Here is a 16,822-nt window from a genome sequence, read left to right on the forward strand (position 1 = left end):
CCCGCAGCACGACGTACGGCAGAATCAGCAGCCGACCAGCCGATCCGCGCCAAGACCGCCGCGATGCTGGCTGCGGTACTCGGTAGGGCTCGCATCGACCTGACCACGGAAGTGCCGACGGAAGGATTCCTGCGAACCAAAGCCGGCCTGCTCGGCGATCCACTGCAGCGGCCGGTCGGTGGTTTCCAGCAACTCACGCGCGAAAGCTACGCGCTCGCGGATCAGCCAGTCGATCGGCGACAGGCCGGTGGCTTCCAGGAACTGCCGCTGCAGGGTGCGCTGGCTGAGCGCGGCCTGCTCGGCGAGGCTGCCAAGTGAGTGTGGCTCGCGCAGATTGCGGCGCATCCATTCCATCAGCTTTGCCAACCGCGTGGGCTCGCCGTTGGGGATGGCCCGGCTGACGCGCTGGCTGCGTTCGGCATCACGCCACGGCGCCAGCACCAGCCGTTCGGCTACAAGGTTGGCCACGCGCGCGCCGTAGTCCTTGCGCACCATGTGCAGCATCATGTCCATGCCGGTGGCCGAGCCGGCCGAGGTGATGATGCTGCCGGTATCTACGTAGAGCACATCCTCGCGCACATCGATGCGCGGGAAGTCGCGCGCCAGCGCTTCAGTGAGGCGCCAGTGGGTGGTGGCCTGGCGGCCATCGAGCAGCCCTGCCCATGCCAGCACGAACGCACCGGAGCAGATCGAGGCGATGCGCGCGCCGCGTGCGTGGGCACGGATGAGTGCATCAAGCAGCGCCTGTGGCGGACGCTCGCTGGGTTCGCGCCAACCGGGGATGACGATGATGTTGGCATCATCGACGCTGCTGAGATCGTAGGGGAGTTGGACCTGCGTTCCACCGAGCATGCGCAGCGCACCCGGTTCTCCCGCGCACAGCTGGGTGCGGTACCAGGCGACGCCGAGTTCCGGCCGCACCGGTGCGAACAGGCCTACCGCGCAGCCGAATTCGAACAGCCCCTGGCCGTGGCAGGCCACGATGGCAACGAGTGGCGCGGTGGGATCGGCAGGTGGGCTGGGCATGGCTTGATGCTACGGGTGGCGGTGCGTTGCGCTGAGTGGTGCGCGGGCATGAGGTGATACCGGGTAGGTATATGGAGGCTGGGGTCGGAGCCCTTTCCTTTGGAAAAGGATCCCACCCCGTGCGTGTGGGCTGCCTAACGTCATTACCAGCGGTCATGTGGGTGGCCGGATATGACGGTTGGGTGACGTGATCCCGCCTGTCGCACCAGGTGAACAGGCCCTTGAATGGAAGCGTGTTTCCGGCCCACTCCCACGAGCCCCCATGCCTGCCGCCCACGCCCCTGTCCTGAGTACTCTCGCCGTCCTGATCCCGGCTGTCCTCGCCGCCTCGCCCAGCCATGCGGCTGAAGCCAATGCAGATCCTGCTGCCACCGCCGCGACGGCCAACGTGGCAGCGTCCACGTTGGATGCCGTGGTGGTCACCGGCTCACGCACCAGCACGCGCACGGTGAAGAACAGTTCCACACCGATCGATGTGATTTCCGCAGAGGACCTTGCTGCGACCGGCCAGGGCAACCTGCTGGAAGCGCTGCAGCGCAGCCTGCCGTCGCTGAGCCAGATCGGCGGCTACCAGAGCGACCAGGAAAGCCTGATCCGCGGCTACCAGCTGCGCAACCTGTCGCCGGGCTACACGCTGGTGCTGGTGAACGGCAAGCGCCGCAATGCCAGTGCCTATGTGAGCGGGGCCAACGGTGGTGGCTTTCCGGGGCACGCCTGGGCTGACCTGGCGCTGATTCCAGTGTCGGCCATCGACCATGTGGAAGTGCTGCGCGATGGCGCTTCGGCCATCTATGGCTCGGATGCGATCACCGGCGTGGTCAACGTGATCCTGAAATCGCAGGCACACGGTGGCGATGTGTCGGTGGAAAGCGGGCAGAGCACCGACGGCGATGGCTCGCGCACCAGCGTGCGCGCCAACGTGGGCCTGCCGTGGGGCCAGGATGGCTTCGTCAACCTGGCCGGCGAGAGCACGCGGCAGCACCACGCGATCCGTACCCGCCGCTACATCGATGGCTATCTGAGCTATCCGGCGGTGGATGCCAACGGCAATCTGGTGGCGTTGCGGCCAAACAACCGGCTGCCGGCCGGCGCCTCGCCCAACCCGGCAGAAGCCAGTCGCAATGCCGAGGCCAACACGATTCTCAGTTCCCCGTCGTATGCGCTGAAGGCGTTTGCGGTGAACGTGGGCCATGGCCTGGGCGACAGCGCGCAGTTCTACGCCAATGCCACGGCCAGTGACCGTACCGCGCAGGCGATCCAGAACTTCCGCCTGCCGGCGACCATCTTCACCACCTACAAGGCGCCCGGTGTTCTGAGCGTGTTTCCCGATGGCTTCCTGCCGGTGCTGGAAACCAAGGAGAAGCAGTACACCGGCACTGCCGGTGTGAAAGGCCAGATCGCGGGCTGGGACTACGACGCCAGCCTGACCGGCAACCGCAGCACGGTACGTACCTATACCCGCAACTCGGTGAACTACTCGTTGCCGTACCCCGGCTCGCCCACGGATTTCTATGACGGCAAGCTGGACTACCAGCAGGGCATCGCCAACCTGGACCTGCGACGTGGCTTCGAGGTGGCGGCATTTGCTTCGCCGCTGGAAGTGAGCGCAGGCGCCGAATACCAGCATGAACAGTATGAGCGTGGGGCGGGGCAGTGGGAGTCGTACACCGGCTTTGGTGCTGCGGCCTTCGTCGGCTATTCCACTGCGGACGCGGTGAAGGCTACCCGCAACAGCAAGGCGGTGTACGTGGGTGCGGCCACCAACATCACCTCGCGCTGGTATCTGGATGCGGCCGCGCGCTGGGAAGACCATTCCGACTTCGGCAGTGTCTCCACCGGCCGCCTGACCACGCGCTTCGACTTCACCGATGCGCTGGGCGTGCGCGCCACGGTCAGCAACGGCTTCCACGCGCCCAGCCTGGGTGCGCAGTTCTACCAGGCCACTGGCAGCTGCCCGTGCGGCACCACGCTGGTGGCGCAGGTGTCTTCGCCGGCGGCGATCGCGCTGGGTGCCACGCCGCTGAAGCCGGAAAAGGCCACCAACTACAGCCTGGGCGTGACCTGGGACCCGAGCCCGGCGTTCCACCTGGCAGTGGACGCCTATCAGATCGACATCCGTGGCCAGCTCGGCCAGTCCAGCCAGATCGGCTACAACGCGCAGGATCCTGCACGCGTCACCGACAACAGCGGCACGGTGCTGAGCGCGGCGCAGAAGAGCACCATCGATACGCTGCTGGGTACGGCCGGCATCAGCATCCTGCCGGGTGATGCCTTCTATGCCAGCTATTTCACCAACGTGGGCAACACCCGCACGCGCGGTGTCGAACTGACCCTGGAGGCGAACCAGGAAACGTCGTGGGGCAAGCTGCGCTGGAGCTACGCGGCCAACGTCGGCCGTACCACCATCCAGAAGGTCAGCGACATTCCGGGGGCGCTGCAGGGGCTGCCGAACATCAACCTGCTGACCAAGACCAGCGAGTACGCGCTGCGCTTCCGCACGCCCAGCTACACGCAGGTGGCTGGGTTGGGCTGGCAGAACGGGCGCTGGCGCTCGAACCTGGATTTCACGTACTACGGCCCGATCAAGCGCCTGAACAACGGTGTGGAGTACAAGCAGCCGCCGGTGCTGGTGACCAACCTGTCCGGTGGCGTGGAACTGGGTGCGGGTTGGAGCGCGGCGCTGGGCATCAACAACGTGTTCGACAAGCGCACCCGCAAGGTGCCCGAGTACGCGCGCAGTGCCACCGATGTGGCCAGCATCGAGACGACGTGGGATAGCGGCGATGTGTTGAGCAACGTCGGTGCGTACTGGTACGGGCGGGTCAGTTACCGGTTCTGAGGTTCACGCCAAAGACGGCCGGACGTAGTTCGGCATCATCGAGGAGCAGTTCATGTCTTCTGCATTGAAGGTGGTTGCAGTGGTGGGGTCGCCGACCAGTTCGGCGACATCGCGCACGTTGCTGCTGGTGCGGCACCTGCTGGCGTCGTTGCAGCAGCGGGTGCATGCCAGCGTGGAGCTGGTGGAGCTGGCGCCGATCGCGCGCTCGCTGGGCCAGTCATTGTCGCGCGGTGAGGTGGAACCGGCGGTGGAACAGGCGCTGCAGACCATCGAGGCCGCCGAACTGCTGGTGGTGGCCGCGCCGGTGCATCGCGGTTCGTATCCGGGGCTGTTCAAGCACCTGGTCGATTTCATCGAGCTGGAGGCGCTGGTGGATACACCGGTGCTGCTGGCGGCGACCGGTGGCAGCGAGCGCCATGCGCTGGTGATCGACCACCAGCTGCGGCCGTTGTTCAGTTTCCTGCAGGCGCACACGCTGCCGATCGGCGTGTATGCCACGCCGGCCGACTTCGATGGCGAGCACATCAACAGTGCAGCGTTGCAGGCCCGCATCGCGCTGGCGACCGAGCGTGCGGCCGGGCATCTGGCTACGCAGGCGCTGGCGGTAGCGGCGCCGCTGCGACGCATCGCCTGATGCCATAACCGGCGGCGCTTTGCATATGGCCAAGGCGCATCTGCGTGGCCGGATCTGACCGCCGATTGTCGCCAGGCAGCGCTATGGCAGCCGCTGGCATCTCTAGCATCGATATCGAAGCGGCATCGCATTGCCGGCACAGATGAGGACCCCCCAGTGACGCTCGACGCAGCAAGCAAACCCATCCTGTTCCTGCTCGACCGCGAATTCGAGGACGGCCAGATTCCCGGTCAGCGCTTCTTCTGCCGGCACAGCCTGTTGCTGGAAGGGGCGCTGTCGAGCATCGACGGCCTCGACGCGCAGCTGGATGTACGCCGCATCGGTTTCGCGCGGCCGCGCCGCGAGGTGATCGCCGAGATCGGCGAGCAGGACCAGTCGCTGCCGAAGCTGGTGCTGCCGCAGGGCGTGCGCAGCGACCTGGCCAGCGGCGCGCACCAGGACCGCCAGTACATCTCCGGTGCCGAGCCGATCCTGGCCGCACTGAACGGGTTGCTCGGCATTCCCGTGGCCCATCCCTGAGCGAGGACGCGACCATGAGTTATCAGATCAGCGTGCTGGACAAGAGCCCGGTGGCCGAAGGTGCCTCGCCGGAGCAGGCGCTGCGCAACAGCCTGCAGCTGGCGCAGCGTGCCGAGCAGCTGGGCTACCACCGCTACTGGTTCGCCGAACACCACGCAGCCCCGACCTTGGCCAGCCCGGCGCCGGAAGTGCTGGCGGCCTGGGTGCTGGCGCAGACCCGGCGCATTCGCATCGGCAGCGGCGGGGTGATGCTGCGCCACTACGCGCCGTACAAGGTCGCGGAGAACTTCAACCTGCTGGCGGCGTTGGCGCCAGGGCGCGTGGACCTGGGCGTGGGCAAGGCACCCGGCGGCCTGCCGGCATCGACCGAGGCGCTGGCGGCTGGGCGCCCGGCGTTCGCCGACTTCGACCAGCAACTGCGCGACCTGGAGGGCTATCTGTCCGCTGCCGAAGCCGAGGCATTGGCGCGGCCGGTTCCGCAGCAGGCGCCGGAGCGCTTCCTGCTCGGTGCCAGCCCGCAGAGTGCGCAGCAGGCGGCCGAGTTGGGTTGGCGCTTCGTCTACGCCGCGCACTTCGATGGCGACCCGAAGCACATCGAGGCCGCGTTCGATGCCTACCGCAGCGCCTCCTCGCAGCCGCCGCTGCTGGCCACGGTGGCCTTTGCCGCGCCGACTGCCGAAGCCGCAGCGCGTCATATCGGTGCGCTGCGCGTCTACAAGCTGCACCTTGGTCCCGGGCAGACGGTGAACCTGCCCAGCTCAGAGGCGGCTGCCGAGTACGCGCGCCAGGTGGGCGTGGCCGACTTCCGCATCGAGGAAACACGCCCAAGCGTGTTGTCCGGTGATGCGCAGCACGTGCGTGACGAACTGGATGCGTTGCACCGGCGCTTCGGCGTGGGCGAGTTCATTCTCGATGCGCCCGTGGCCGACCTCGACGCGCGCCTGACATCCCTTGAACTGCTGTCGCCCGCGCCGCGCGCGGCGGTGGCCTGACCTGCAGGAGCGATTCCCATGAGCACGACCCCGCGCCACATTCCGTTCGGCATCATGCTGCAGGGCCCCGGCAGCCACATGCATGCCTGGAAGCATCCCTCCAACCCGGCCGATGCCAGCGTCAACCTGCAGTTCTACATCGACATCGCGCGCACTGCCGAGGACAACGGCATCGCCTTCGGCTTCGTGGCCGATGGCCTCTACATCAACGAGAAGTCGATCCCGCACTTCCTCAACCGCTTCGAGCCGATCTCGCTGCTGTCGGCGCTGGCCACGGCGACGAAGAAGATCGGCCTGGCCGGCACGCTGTCGACCTCCTACAGCGACCCGTTCACCGTTGCCCGCCAGTTCGCCTCGCTGCACCTGCTCAGCGGCGGCCGCGCCGGCTGGAACGTGGTGACCTCGCCACTGGAGGGCTCGGGCCGCAACTATGGCCGGCCGCACCCGGAGCATGCGCTGCGCTACCAGATCGCCGACGAGTATCTGGACGTGGTGCAGGGGCTGTGGGATTCCTGGGATGACGATGCCTTCGTGCGCGAGCGCGACAGCGGCACGTTCTTCGCGCCGGAAAAGTTCCGCCGGCTCGACCACAAGGGCCGCTTTTTCCAGGTGGAAGGTCCGCTCAACATCCAGCGCTCGCCACAGGGCCAGCCGGTGATCTTCCAGGCCGGTTCGTCCGATGATGGCATTGCGTTGGCCGGCAAGTACGCCGATGCGGTGTTCACCCATTCGCCATCGCTGGAAGAAACCCGCGCGTTCACCCAGAAGGTGAAGAACTCGGCGATCGCGCACGGCCGCAGCGGCAATGACGTGAAGATCTTCCCGGGCATCGGCCCCATCATCGGCCGCACCGCCGAGGAGGCCGAGGCCAAGTACCAGGCAATCGCCGCACTGGCCACGCTTGAGGATGCGCTGGCCTATCTCGGCCGCTTCTTCGATCACCACGATTTCAGCCAGTACGATCCGGATGCGCCCTTCCCGGAGCTGGGTGACATCGGCAGCAATTCGTTCCGTTCAACCACTGACCGCATCAAGCAGGATGCGCGTGAGAAGGGCCTGAGCCTGCGCCAGGTGGCACTGGAAGCAGTGAGCCCGCGACCGAACTTCATCGGCACCCCGGAGCATGTGGCCGATGAGCTGATCCGCTGGTTCGATGCCGGGGCCAGCGATGGCTTCATCCTCGGCTTCGCGGCGCAGCGCGAAGGCCTGGACGATTTCGTGACCCAGGTGCTGCCGATCCTGCAGGCGCGCGGCTACCACCAGCGCGAGCTGGAGGGACAGACCCTGCGCGAGCATCTGGGCCTGCCGTACAAGGCCAGCCGCCATGCGACCGACGCCGAACCGGCGCGGAAGGTGGGGTAAGGCGATGAGCGGAGAGTCCGCAGTAGCGCCGGGCCATGCCCGGCGGAAATCCCAAACGACGGGCGTATTGCCGGAGATCGCGGCGCGCGCCGAGGCGGCCATCGCGATCCGTCATGACCTGCACCGGCACCCGGAGCTGGCCTTCGAGGAGCACCGCACCAGCGCCCGAGTGGCCGAACTGCTGCAGCAGTGGGGCTATGAGGTGACTACCGGCCTCGGTGGCACCGGCGTGGTCGGTACGCTGCAGCGCGGGCAGGGCAGCCGTCGTCTCGGCCTGCGCGCCGACATCGATGCACTGCCGATCCACGAGGCGTCCGGGCTGGCCTACGCCAGCCAGACCGAGGGGCTGATGCATGCCTGTGGCCACGATGGGCATACCGCCATCCTGCTGTCCGCCGCGCATTACCTGGCCCATCACGGCGATATCGACGGCACCCTGCAGCTGGTGTTCCAGCCGGCCGAGGAGACGGGTTCGGGCGCGTCGAAGATGATTGCCGACGGCCTGTTCGAGCGTTTCCCGGTGGATGCGATCTATGGCCTGCACAACTGGCCGGGCGTGCCGGTGGGCCACTTCGGCTTTGTCGATGGCCCGGCGATGGCGTCGGTGGACTGGGCGCGGCTGAAGGTGATCGGCAAGGGCGGCCACGGTGCCGAGCCGCAGGGCAGCGTCGACCCGATCCTGGCGGCGGCGCACATCGTCACCGCGCTGCAGAGCGTAGTGTCGCGCAACGTCGATCCGCGGCAGATGGGCGTGGTCACGGTCGGTTCGATCCACGGCGGGCAGGCGGCCAATGTGATCCCGGACGTGGTCGAGCTGAAGCTGACCGTGCGCGCCTACCTGCCGGAGGTCCGTGACATCCTGCGGCGCCGGGTCACCGAGGTCGCCGAGCAGACCGCCGCGGCATTTGGCGCGCGCGCCGAGATCGAGTTCCCGCGCGGTTTCCCCAGCGTGATCAACCACCCGCAGCAGACCGCCTACATCCGCGAGGTGGCGCTGCAGGGCTTCGGCAGCGAACACCTAGTGCCCGGATTCGCGCCGCGCACCGCCAGTGAGGATTTCGCCTTCCTGCTGCAGGCGCGGCCGGGCAGCTTCGTGTTCGTCGGAAACGGCGACAGCGCGCCGCTGCACAGCCCGCGCTACGTGTTCAACGATGCGGCCATCGCGCCGGCCGCCAGCCTGTGGGCGCGGCTGGCCGAAGACTATCTGGTGAAGGACGTGGCATGAGCAGCAACGAACGCTTCCTCTATACCTCGGTGGATGATCCGCTGGCGCGGCCGCTGTTTGATGGCCTGGAACAGGAGTACGACAGCCGCTACGCCGACGTGCGCCGACGCATCGGTGGCAGCGCCCGCGAGGAGCTGCAGCGCTACCCGGCGCAGGCCTTTGCTGCCCCGGTCGGTGCCTTCGTGCTGCTGCTGCGCGACGATGTGGCGATTTCCGGCGGTGCCTTCATGCCGCACCGCGATCCGGATACCGCCGAGTTCAAGCGCATCTGGACGCTGCCTGGATTGCGCCGCCAGGGCATCGCGCGGCGCGTGCTGCAGGAGCTGGAAGATCAGGCGGCACGGCAGGGCTATCGGCGGGTGTTCCTGACCACCGGCTTCCGCCAGCCTGAAGCTGTTGGCCTGTACCTCAGCCACGGTTACACCGCGCTGTTCGATCTGGATGCGGACCCGGAAACGGTTGCGCATCTGCCGTTCGAAAAGCACCTGCGGGCAGCGGCGCCTGTCGTTGCGCCTGCGCAGGCCGCGCTGCATGGAGCCCACGCATGAGCACGCCGTCGACTGCACTGGACGGGATCACCACGCGGCCGGCGCCCGCACCGGCGCTGAAGATCGTGCCGGCCCGGCATCCGCTGCAGGTCTTCGGCACGGTGCTGGCACTGGCGCTGATCCTGATCGGGCTGCAATCCGTGCTGGGTAATCCACGCTGGGGCTGGGGCACCTTCGCCGAGTGGTTCTTCGCACGCCCGGTGCTGGAAGGCCTGGGCCGTACGCTGCTGCTGACCGCGCTCGGTACCGGTCTCGGCTTCGCGCTGGGCACCTTGCTTGCGCTGGCCCGGGTGTCCGGTTCACCGCTGCTGTCGGCGGTGTCGTGGGGCTATGTGTGGCTGTTCCGCTCGATCCCACTGCTGGTGCTGTTGTTGCTGTTGAACAACCTGGGCTACCTGTACAGCACCATCGAGCTGGGCGTGCCGTTCACCGGTATCAGCCTGTTCTCGTACCCGACCACCCAGCTGATTGGCGTGTTCACTGCGGCAGTACTGGGTTTGACCCTCAACCAGGCGGCGTTCTCGGCGGAGGTGATCCGTGGCGGCATCCTGTCTGTGGACCATGGGCAGTATGAGGCGGCCGCCGCGCTTGGCCTGCCGCGTGGCCGCCAGGTGCGGCGCATCATCCTGCCGCAGGCGATGCGCTCGATCCTGCCGGCCGCGTTCAACGATGTGATCGGCCTGGCCAAGAGCACCTCGGTGGTCTACGTGCTGGCGCTGCCTGAGCTGTTCTACACGGTGCAGGTGATCTACCGCCGCAATCTGGAGGTGGTGCCGCTGCTGATGGTGGCCACGGTCTGGTACCTGGTGATCCTGACCGTGCTGTCGCTGCTGCAGCGGCGCGTGGAGCAGCGCTTTGCGCGCGGCCAGCTGCTGCGTGAGCGCTCGGTGTCGCGTGTGTCATCGTCCCCGCGCGTGCAGAGCGATGGTGCGCCGCGCGTGATCAACCGCCCGCGCATCGCCACCCAGGTGGAAGCGGGCGAGGGTGCGGCGGTGTCGCTGCACGGTGTGGGCAAAGTGTTCGGCGATCAGCCGGTGCTGGAAGACGTGAACCTGGATCTGCGCGCTGGAAGCGTGACGGTGCTGATAGGCCCATCCGGCGCCGGCAAGTCCACGCTGCTGCGACTGATCAATCATCTGGAACGCGCCGACAGCGGTTACGTGACTGTCGGCGGCCAGCTGATCGGCTACCGCCGCGATGGCGACACCCTGTACGAGCTGCCCGAGCGCGAGATCCGCCGCCGTCGTGCGGAAGTGGGCATGGTGTTCCAGGGCTTCAACCTGTTCCCGCACTTGACCGCGCTGGAGAACATCATCGAGGCGCCAATCGCGGTGCGTGGTGTATCGCGCGCGCAGGCCGAGCAGCAGGCGCGCACGCTGCTGGAGCGGGTCGGCCTGGCCGACAAGGCCGATGCCTTCCCGCGCCAGTTGTCCGGTGGCCAGCAGCAGCGCATCGCGATCGCCCGCGCACTGGCGCTGCAACCGAAGGTGCTGCTGTTCGATGAGCCTACCTCGGCACTGGACCCGGAACTGGTCGCTGAAGTGCTCAGCGTGATCGAGGAGCTGGCCCGTTCCGGCACCACGCTGGTGATCGTCACCCATGAACTGAGCTTCGCCCGCCGCGTGGCCGACCACGTGGTGATGATGGACCAGGGCCGGGTGATCGAGCAGGGCACGCCCGAGGCCCTGTTCGAGCGCCCACGCCAGCAACGCACCGCCGATTTCCTGGCCAAGACCCTGTAACCCCGGAAGGAACACCATGAGCCCTGCAGCACCGCGTCGAATCTCACGCAGCGCCCTGTTGATCGGAGGCGTTCTGGTCATCGGTATCGCCGGCATCGTCTATTCGCGCGTGCGCCAGGCACCGGATGCCGGCGTCGCGGCCGCGACCAGCCTGGCCGGTGTGAACACCTCTGTGCTGAAGGGCACGCTAGATCCCAAGGCGCAGGCCTTGATTCCCGCCGGCTACCGCTTCGTTACGCCGGGGGCGTTCACTGTGGCGACCCACCCGGGACAGTTGCCACTGGCCGACTACGGCGCCGACAGCAAGGACGTGGTCGGCATCGAGCCAGACATCGCGCGGCTGATCGCCGATGCGCTGGGCCTGAAGCTGGTGATCGTGCCGGTGGCCTGGGCCGACTGGCCGCTGGGGCTGGAGTCGGGCAAGTACGATGCGGTGCTGTCGAATGTGACGGTCACCGAAGAGCGCAAGAAGAAGTTCGATTTCTCCAGCTACCGTTACGACCTGCTGGGCATCTACACGCGCACTGATGGGCCGATCCAGAAGATCGAGAAGCCGGCGGATGTGGCGGGGCTGAAGGTGGTGGTGGGTGCCAGCACCAACCAGGACCAGATCCTGCGGCAGTGGGACCAGCAGAACATTGCGGCCGGCTTGAAGCCGGTGGAGTACCAGTACTTCGATGACGCGGTGGTCGGCCGGTTGGCGGTGATCACCGGGCGGGCCGATGTCTCGTTCGAGCCCAATGCCACCGGCGCCTATTCGGCGCGCGATGGCAAGGTGCGGCGCGTGGGCCTGTTCCCCGGCGGCTGGCCGAACGCCGCGGCGATCTCGGTGACCACGCGCAAGGGCAGTGGCCTTGCGGACGCGGTGACGCAGGCGCTGAACACGCAGATTGGCAGCGGCACCTATGCGCAGGCGCTGAAGCGGTGGAATGTGGCCGAGGAAGCGGTGCCGCAGTCGCAGACCAATCCGCCGGGGTTGCCGACGCTGCAATGACGCCGGGCCAATGACGCCGGGCGTGGCCCGGCGCTACCGCTGCTTTTGTAGAGCCGTGCCATGCTCGGCTGCTCTACCAACGCGCCTCCAGCGTCTTGAACGGCCTTGCCAAGCGCACACCCTCGGCATCGAAGTTGGAAACGATACGTCCATCCACACGCACCGTTTTCGGCGTCGTGCGCGTCGGCCACCAGACCTTCACCGCCGTCTCGTTGCGCAGCCCCGCGCCGAGCGTGACTGTCAGCGTGCGTTCGCGCTGCCTTGCCTGCATCTGCAATGTGCCGTAGGCCGTCGGCAGGCGTTCCACCGCCAATCCATCCCCCGCCACCCACGACGGTGGCGTACCTGGCAGCAGCGACAACGCATCATCGTCCTCGCGCATCAGCATGCCGAACAGCGTGCGGCCGTACTCGGCGCCGATCCAGGTGTGCGGCATGTCGCCGAGATAGCGCGGGAAACGCAGCCGCGAATGCACCACTTCGGCCAGCACCTGCCACTCAAGCGGGCGTCGATCATGCAGCAGCCCCTGCAGCAGCTCGTCGGCCACCTGTGGCTGGCCAAGGTGCACGTAACTCAGCACGTTGCGGATCTCGTACGGCGTATAGGCGTACAGCGCACCGGGCTGGCTGCGCCTGCGCACATCGTCCAGGTAGCGTTCGAAGGTGGTACGCAGGGCTTCTGCGGGCAGTACGCTCTGCGCTCCGGTGGGGTCCAAGGCGATCGATACCCCGGTTGGGTCGCCATCGCCCAGGTCGGCCGAGGAGGGTATGAAGTCGATGCCCTTCCACGCCATCGTCGCCCGGATCGAGGCGTGCAGCGCGTCGTAGAGCAGCTTGTACTGCCCGCGCGCCCACATTGCGGTCTCGTGGTCGCCCAGCGATTCGGCCAGCCACGCGCCGTCGTGCCAGCCCTTCAGTCCCCAGTAGTCATCCCAGTAGCTGTGGGTGGGCGAGGGGTAGCCCTCGTGGCTGATCGACGGCGCAAGAATGCCCGCGAAGCGTTCCGGTGCCGGCTGGTCGGCCTTGTAGCCGGGCACCAGCGTGCGCTCGCGCAGTTCCTGCAGGAAGTGCAGCGCGGCTTTCACTTTCGGCAGGTAGTCACGCACCGACTCGGGCCCGCCATCCAGGCGCGCGACATCGGCCACCAGCGCGACGTACTGGCCCTGGCTGTCGTACTCGATGTCCGATCCAAAGCCGGTGTTGACGCTGCCATCGTCGTTGAGGATCGGCGAAACCAGACCGTTGGGATGCACGCCGTGTTCGCTGTACCAGGCCAGGTAGTCGCGGGCGACGCGGGCTTCGCCCATGCGCAGCAGCACCGCCGAGGTGGCCATGCCGTCGCGGATGAAGGAACGGTTGTAGTTGCGCGGGCCGGGCTGCATGGCCGGGCCGGTCTGGTTGATCAGCATGTAGGCGGCCTGCGCACGCAGCATGTCCACCAGTGAGGGATCGGGCAGGCGCAGGCCGACCTGGCCCAGCCGTGCTTGCCAGTCCGCAGAGGCCTGCGTGGCCAGGGAATCGAATGCTGCATTGGCATCGCGGGGCAGCGCGGCCAGATCGAGCGCAGGCGCTTCGGGCAGTGCGCCCTTGGTATCGGCGGCGGCAGTACCCAGCGGGAACGCGACCACGATGGCATCGCTGGCGCCTGGTGCCAGTGACACGCGGTAGTTCAACGCAGCCGAGGCAAGACCGTCGTCGTCGTGCGCCTGTTGCGTGGAGGGCAGCTGGCCGGCAGCGAGGGTCGCGGTGATTTCCGTTGCGCCATCCCTGCCAAACGGCGCCGCGCCGGACACAGCCAGCGGCGTGAGCGAGTGCAGCAGCGTGCGTCCGTTGATGCGCACGGCCTGTCCATCGATGGTCACATCGCGGATCGGTGACAGCCCGCCGTTCTGCCACGGTGGATTCATCTGCATCGGGCGCACGACCAGGCTGAGCGTGCCGTCGATGCGGGTCTTTCCGGTGTTGTGCAGGCGATGGCGGAGGAAGGTGACCGGTTGCCCGTCGCGTTCGATGGCGAACACTTCGCTGCGCAGCTCCAGGCCGGGCTGCGGTGACCAGGTGGCGGAGGGCATCGGCTTCCAGCCATCACGCAATGCATGCTGCACGTTCTGCCCGGTGGCACCTGCGGCACGCCCGTCAGCGCTACGCCAGAGTGGCTGCACCAGTGGCGCGCCCTTGAAGGCTTCCAGGTTGCCGTATTCGTCGAAGATCGATTTCTGTCGCCCCGCGTGCACGCCGACGGCGGTCCAATAGGTCTGCTGCATCTGCAGCGAGGCCGGGAACAACGCGCGCTGCGCGCCGCTGGCGGCGATCTGATAGCGCTTCATCGGCGTCATCACCGCTTTGGGGCCGAGCAGGCGCAGTCGCGCGACCTGCGGTGCGGCGCCGTCCACGCTCAGCCGGAATGCACGCAGCGGCTGCGCCGTGTCAGCCGCCAGCCAACTCTGTCTGCGGCTGGCCGCCTGCGCATCATGTGCGAGGTCCTGCCAGCGGCCTTGCGCGTCCTGCGCCTGCAATCGAGCAGCGCCGCGCGCGCCTTCCGCCCATTCCACTACAAGGCCAGCCGTGGACTGCGCGCGGGGCAGGGTGATCTCGAACGCGTGAGCGCCTGCTTTTCCGGGCGGAACCGCAACGGCGCCACCGCCTTGCCAGAGCGCTGCTGCCTGCGCTGCATCCACACCGCCGATGCGTGCACTGAGCGAGTCGTCCAGTGGCTCCATCTCGAAGATCGACACGCCCCAATCGGAGGTGCGCTGTGGGCTGGCCAGCCGCAGGTAGCGCGCCTGCCGTGGTGCAAAGTACAGCGTTTCCACATCGCCCAGTGAGTCGGCCATCGTGTACGCGGTCTGCCACTGCGTGCCGTCGAGTGAGGTCTGCAGTGAATAGCCTTCCGGGTTGGAGACATCCCAGGTGAGGCGCGCGCCAGCCAGCAGGGTGGGCGCGCCCAGATCGATCTGGAACCAGTGGCCGGGGCTGAAGGCACCGCCGGTGACGGTCTTCGGGTCACCGTCGATCAGGTGGCTGATCGCCATCGCCGGTACCTGCTGCGAGGAGCTGCTGGCCTGCCATTGGCTGCGCGGGGGGAGGGTCTGTGCCTGTGCGCTGGAGGCCAGGGCGGCCAACAGCAGGGCAGTGGCAGATCGCCACGGGATGGCTGAGCGGGAGACCTTGGAACGTTCGGCGCGCAACGTCATTACGGACAGCCTCGCAGGTTCGACCGGAATCGGGCGAGCGCTACGCTAGCAAGGGATGTAATCGGTTACATGACGCACTGCAATAGGTTGTGGATGATGGCCGGTCGCCTCGATCGCCGGTTTGAGTCACGATCACCATCAATGGGGTTGACGGATGTGGCCCTGGACGGCCGTCGGCCAGGCCATACGCTATTGGTAGCGACCTCGGATCTGGAATGGATTGATGATGGAATTCAGTTTCACGCTGATGTACCGAGTGTCCGATATCGGGGAAGGTCTCAGTGCATTTGAGCGAAGTTTCGCAGAGTCGGGATGTGACGATGCGCTGCCGGGTAGTGGTTTGCCGGGTATCTTGGCGTTGCGATTCCAGAGAGAGGGAACGGTCGCAAACGAAGTCGCGCGTGATACATGCGTGCAGGTCCAAAATGCGCTTCCGGAAGCCGGGTTGATAGCCGTGCATTTCGATGTCAGCAATGCTGCCAGTATCTCTACTTGCGGTGCCTCCAGAGCTGGGCTTGTTTGACTTCCACGGAACACTTTTGAGAAGCAGCCGAGCATGGCTCGGCTCTACATGGTTTCCGGCAGGTCAAGCGCCCCCCTGTTACAGCTCCACCGTCTCCCACCAGCGGCTACCCGCCTGCGGCGCCTGCATGTCCAGCGCTTCGCCCATCATCGGCGTGGCCACCGGAACATTCTTCGCTGCGGCCAACGTGGTGATCCGTTCGAACGGCTGCTGCCACTCGTGCAGGGCCAGGTCGAAGGTGCCATTGTGGATCGGCAGCAGCCACTTGCCGCGCAGGTCCAGGTGCGCCTGCAGTGTTTGTTCCGGCTGCATGTGCACGAACGCCCAACGCGGGTCGTAGGCACCGGTCTCGATCATCGTCAGGTCGAACGGGCCGTACTTTTCGCCGATGGCCTTGAAGCCGTCGAAGTAGCCGGTGTCGCCGCTGAAGAAGATGCGGAAGTCGCCGTCCTGGATCACCCATGACGCCCACAGGCTGCGATCACTGTCGCCCAGCCCGCGGCCGGAGAAGTGCTGGCCCGGGGTGGCGGTCAGGCGCAGGCCGCTGGCTTCGGTCGATTGCCACCAGTCCAGCTGTTCCACCTTGCTGGCGTCCACACCCCAGGCAATCAGCTGGTCACCCACGCCGAGCGGGGCAATGAAGCGCGCGGTCTTGCCGGCCAGCTGCATCACTGCGGCATGGTCCAGGTGGTCATAGTGGTTGTGGGAGAGGATCACGCCGGCGATCGGCGGCAGCGCGTCGATGCTGATCGGTGGCGCATGGAAGCGTGCCGGCCCCATCCACTGCACCGGCGATGCGCGCTCGGAGAACACCGGGTCGGTCAGCCAGTACTGGCCACGCAGTTTCAGCAGGATCGTGGAGTGCCCCAGCCGGAACAGGCTGCGGTCCGGCGCGGCGTCGAGGGTGGCGCGGTCCAGCGGCTGCACCGGAATCGGGTGGGCGGGCACGGTGCCCTTGGGCTTGTTGAAGAGGAACGTCCACCAGATCTCCGCACCGTCGCGCAGGCCCATTGCTGGTCGGGGCAGGGCATTGCGGAACTTGCCGTCGCGATACTGCGGCGAATCGGGGAAGTCGGGGAGGGACCAGGACTTGCAGAAGGTGTAGGCGGTCACGGCGAGGATTCCAAGCAAAAGGACAAGGAGCAGGCGCTTCATGGGTGACGTCCGCTGAGTACACTGCACAGTGTAGTTTCGTGTTTTTCAAAAGTACACTCCCGGGTGTAAA

General features: G+C 66.9%; 13 protein-coding genes. 10 read left to right on the plus strand and 3 right to left on the minus strand.

The annotated features are described in order from the left end of the window. Positions 1 to 24 precede the first annotated feature (24 nt). On the minus strand, positions 25 to 1,026 hold the full coding sequence (ftrA, locus tag ACZK4H_RS09670; protein ID WP_099552897.1) for a transcriptional regulator FtrA: 1,002 nt from the start codon (positions 1,024 to 1,026) through the stop codon (positions 25 to 27). Positions 1,027 to 1,288: 262 nt separating this feature from the next. On the opposite strand from ftrA, the gene ACZK4H_RS09675 reads away from it, so the two are divergent. The 9 genes from ACZK4H_RS09675 to ACZK4H_RS09715 all read left to right on the plus strand — a co-directional run bounded on the left by ACZK4H_RS09675 (position 1,289) and on the right by ACZK4H_RS09715 (position 11,881). Beyond that, positions 1,289 to 3,865 carry a TonB-dependent receptor plug domain-containing protein gene (locus ACZK4H_RS09675; RefSeq protein WP_099552896.1) on the plus strand — a complete coding sequence of 859 codons (2,577 nt, stop codon included), beginning with the start codon at positions 1,289 to 1,291 and terminating at the stop codon, positions 3,863 to 3,865. Between the two features lie 52 nt (positions 3,866 to 3,917). Beyond that, positions 3,918 to 4,499, plus strand: coding sequence for an FMN reductase (gene msuE / locus ACZK4H_RS09680; protein ID WP_099552895.1), 582 nt, complete (start codon positions 3,918 to 3,920; stop codon positions 4,497 to 4,499). Positions 4,500 to 4,655: 156 nt separating this feature from the next. Then, the gene (locus ACZK4H_RS09685; protein WP_032960011.1) at positions 4,656 to 5,018 is read left to right on the plus strand and encodes a DUF3088 family protein; all 363 of its coding nucleotides are present in this window, start codon (positions 4,656 to 4,658) and stop codon (positions 5,016 to 5,018) included. A gap of 14 nt (positions 5,019 to 5,032) precedes the next feature. Beyond that, complete coding sequence (locus ACZK4H_RS09690) at positions 5,033 to 6,010, plus strand: MsnO8 family LLM class oxidoreductase (protein WP_099552894.1); 978 nt, start codon at positions 5,033 to 5,035, stop codon at positions 6,008 to 6,010. Between the two features lie 18 nt (positions 6,011 to 6,028). Continuing rightward, positions 6,029 to 7,372, plus strand: coding sequence for an LLM class flavin-dependent oxidoreductase (locus ACZK4H_RS09695; RefSeq protein WP_478473080.1), 1,344 nt, complete (start codon positions 6,029 to 6,031; stop codon positions 7,370 to 7,372). A 4-nt stretch (positions 7,373 to 7,376) separates the two neighbouring features. Continuing rightward, positions 7,377 to 8,597: a M20 aminoacylase family protein gene (locus ACZK4H_RS09700; protein ID WP_099552892.1), complete on the plus strand. Its 1,221-nt coding sequence runs from the start codon at positions 7,377 to 7,379 to the stop codon at positions 8,595 to 8,597. Beyond that, positions 8,594 to 9,145: a GNAT family N-acetyltransferase gene (locus tag ACZK4H_RS09705; protein ID WP_099552891.1), complete on the plus strand. Its 552-nt coding sequence runs from the start codon at positions 8,594 to 8,596 to the stop codon at positions 9,143 to 9,145. Before ACZK4H_RS09700 ends, ACZK4H_RS09705 begins: the two co-directional genes overlap by 4 nt. Then, positions 9,142 to 10,887, plus strand: coding sequence for an amino acid ABC transporter permease/ATP-binding protein (locus ACZK4H_RS09710; protein ID WP_099552890.1), 1,746 nt, complete (start codon positions 9,142 to 9,144; stop codon positions 10,885 to 10,887). Before ACZK4H_RS09705 ends, ACZK4H_RS09710 begins: the two co-directional genes overlap by 4 nt. 16 nt (positions 10,888 to 10,903) lie before the next feature. Beyond that, the gene (locus ACZK4H_RS09715) at positions 10,904 to 11,881 is read left to right on the plus strand and encodes an ABC transporter substrate-binding protein (RefSeq protein ID WP_099552889.1); all 978 of its coding nucleotides are present in this window, start codon (positions 10,904 to 10,906) and stop codon (positions 11,879 to 11,881) included. Positions 11,882 to 11,954: 73 nt separating this feature from the next. On the opposite strand, the gene ACZK4H_RS09720 is transcribed toward ACZK4H_RS09715, so the two are convergent. Further along, positions 11,955 to 15,074, minus strand: a complete 3,120-nt coding sequence (locus ACZK4H_RS09720) for a discoidin domain-containing protein (protein WP_099552888.1) — start codon at positions 15,072 to 15,074, stop codon at positions 11,955 to 11,957. Between the two features lie 223 nt (positions 15,075 to 15,297). On the opposite strand from ACZK4H_RS09720, the gene ACZK4H_RS09725 reads away from it, so the two are divergent. Then, a complete protein-coding gene (locus ACZK4H_RS09725) occupies positions 15,298 to 15,597 on the plus strand; it encodes a hypothetical protein (protein ID WP_143567647.1) in 300 nt (99 codons plus the stop codon). A gap of 78 nt (positions 15,598 to 15,675) precedes the next feature. On the opposite strand, the gene ACZK4H_RS09730 is transcribed toward ACZK4H_RS09725, so the two are convergent. Further along, positions 15,676 to 16,752 (minus strand): MBL fold metallo-hydrolase, encoded by a 1,077-nt coding sequence (locus tag ACZK4H_RS09730; RefSeq protein WP_099552887.1) that lies wholly within the window; start codon positions 16,750 to 16,752, stop codon positions 15,676 to 15,678. Positions 16,753 to 16,822: the final 70 nt, after the last annotated feature.

The organism is Stenotrophomonas sp. 78350_Sma, assembly GCF_056482105.1.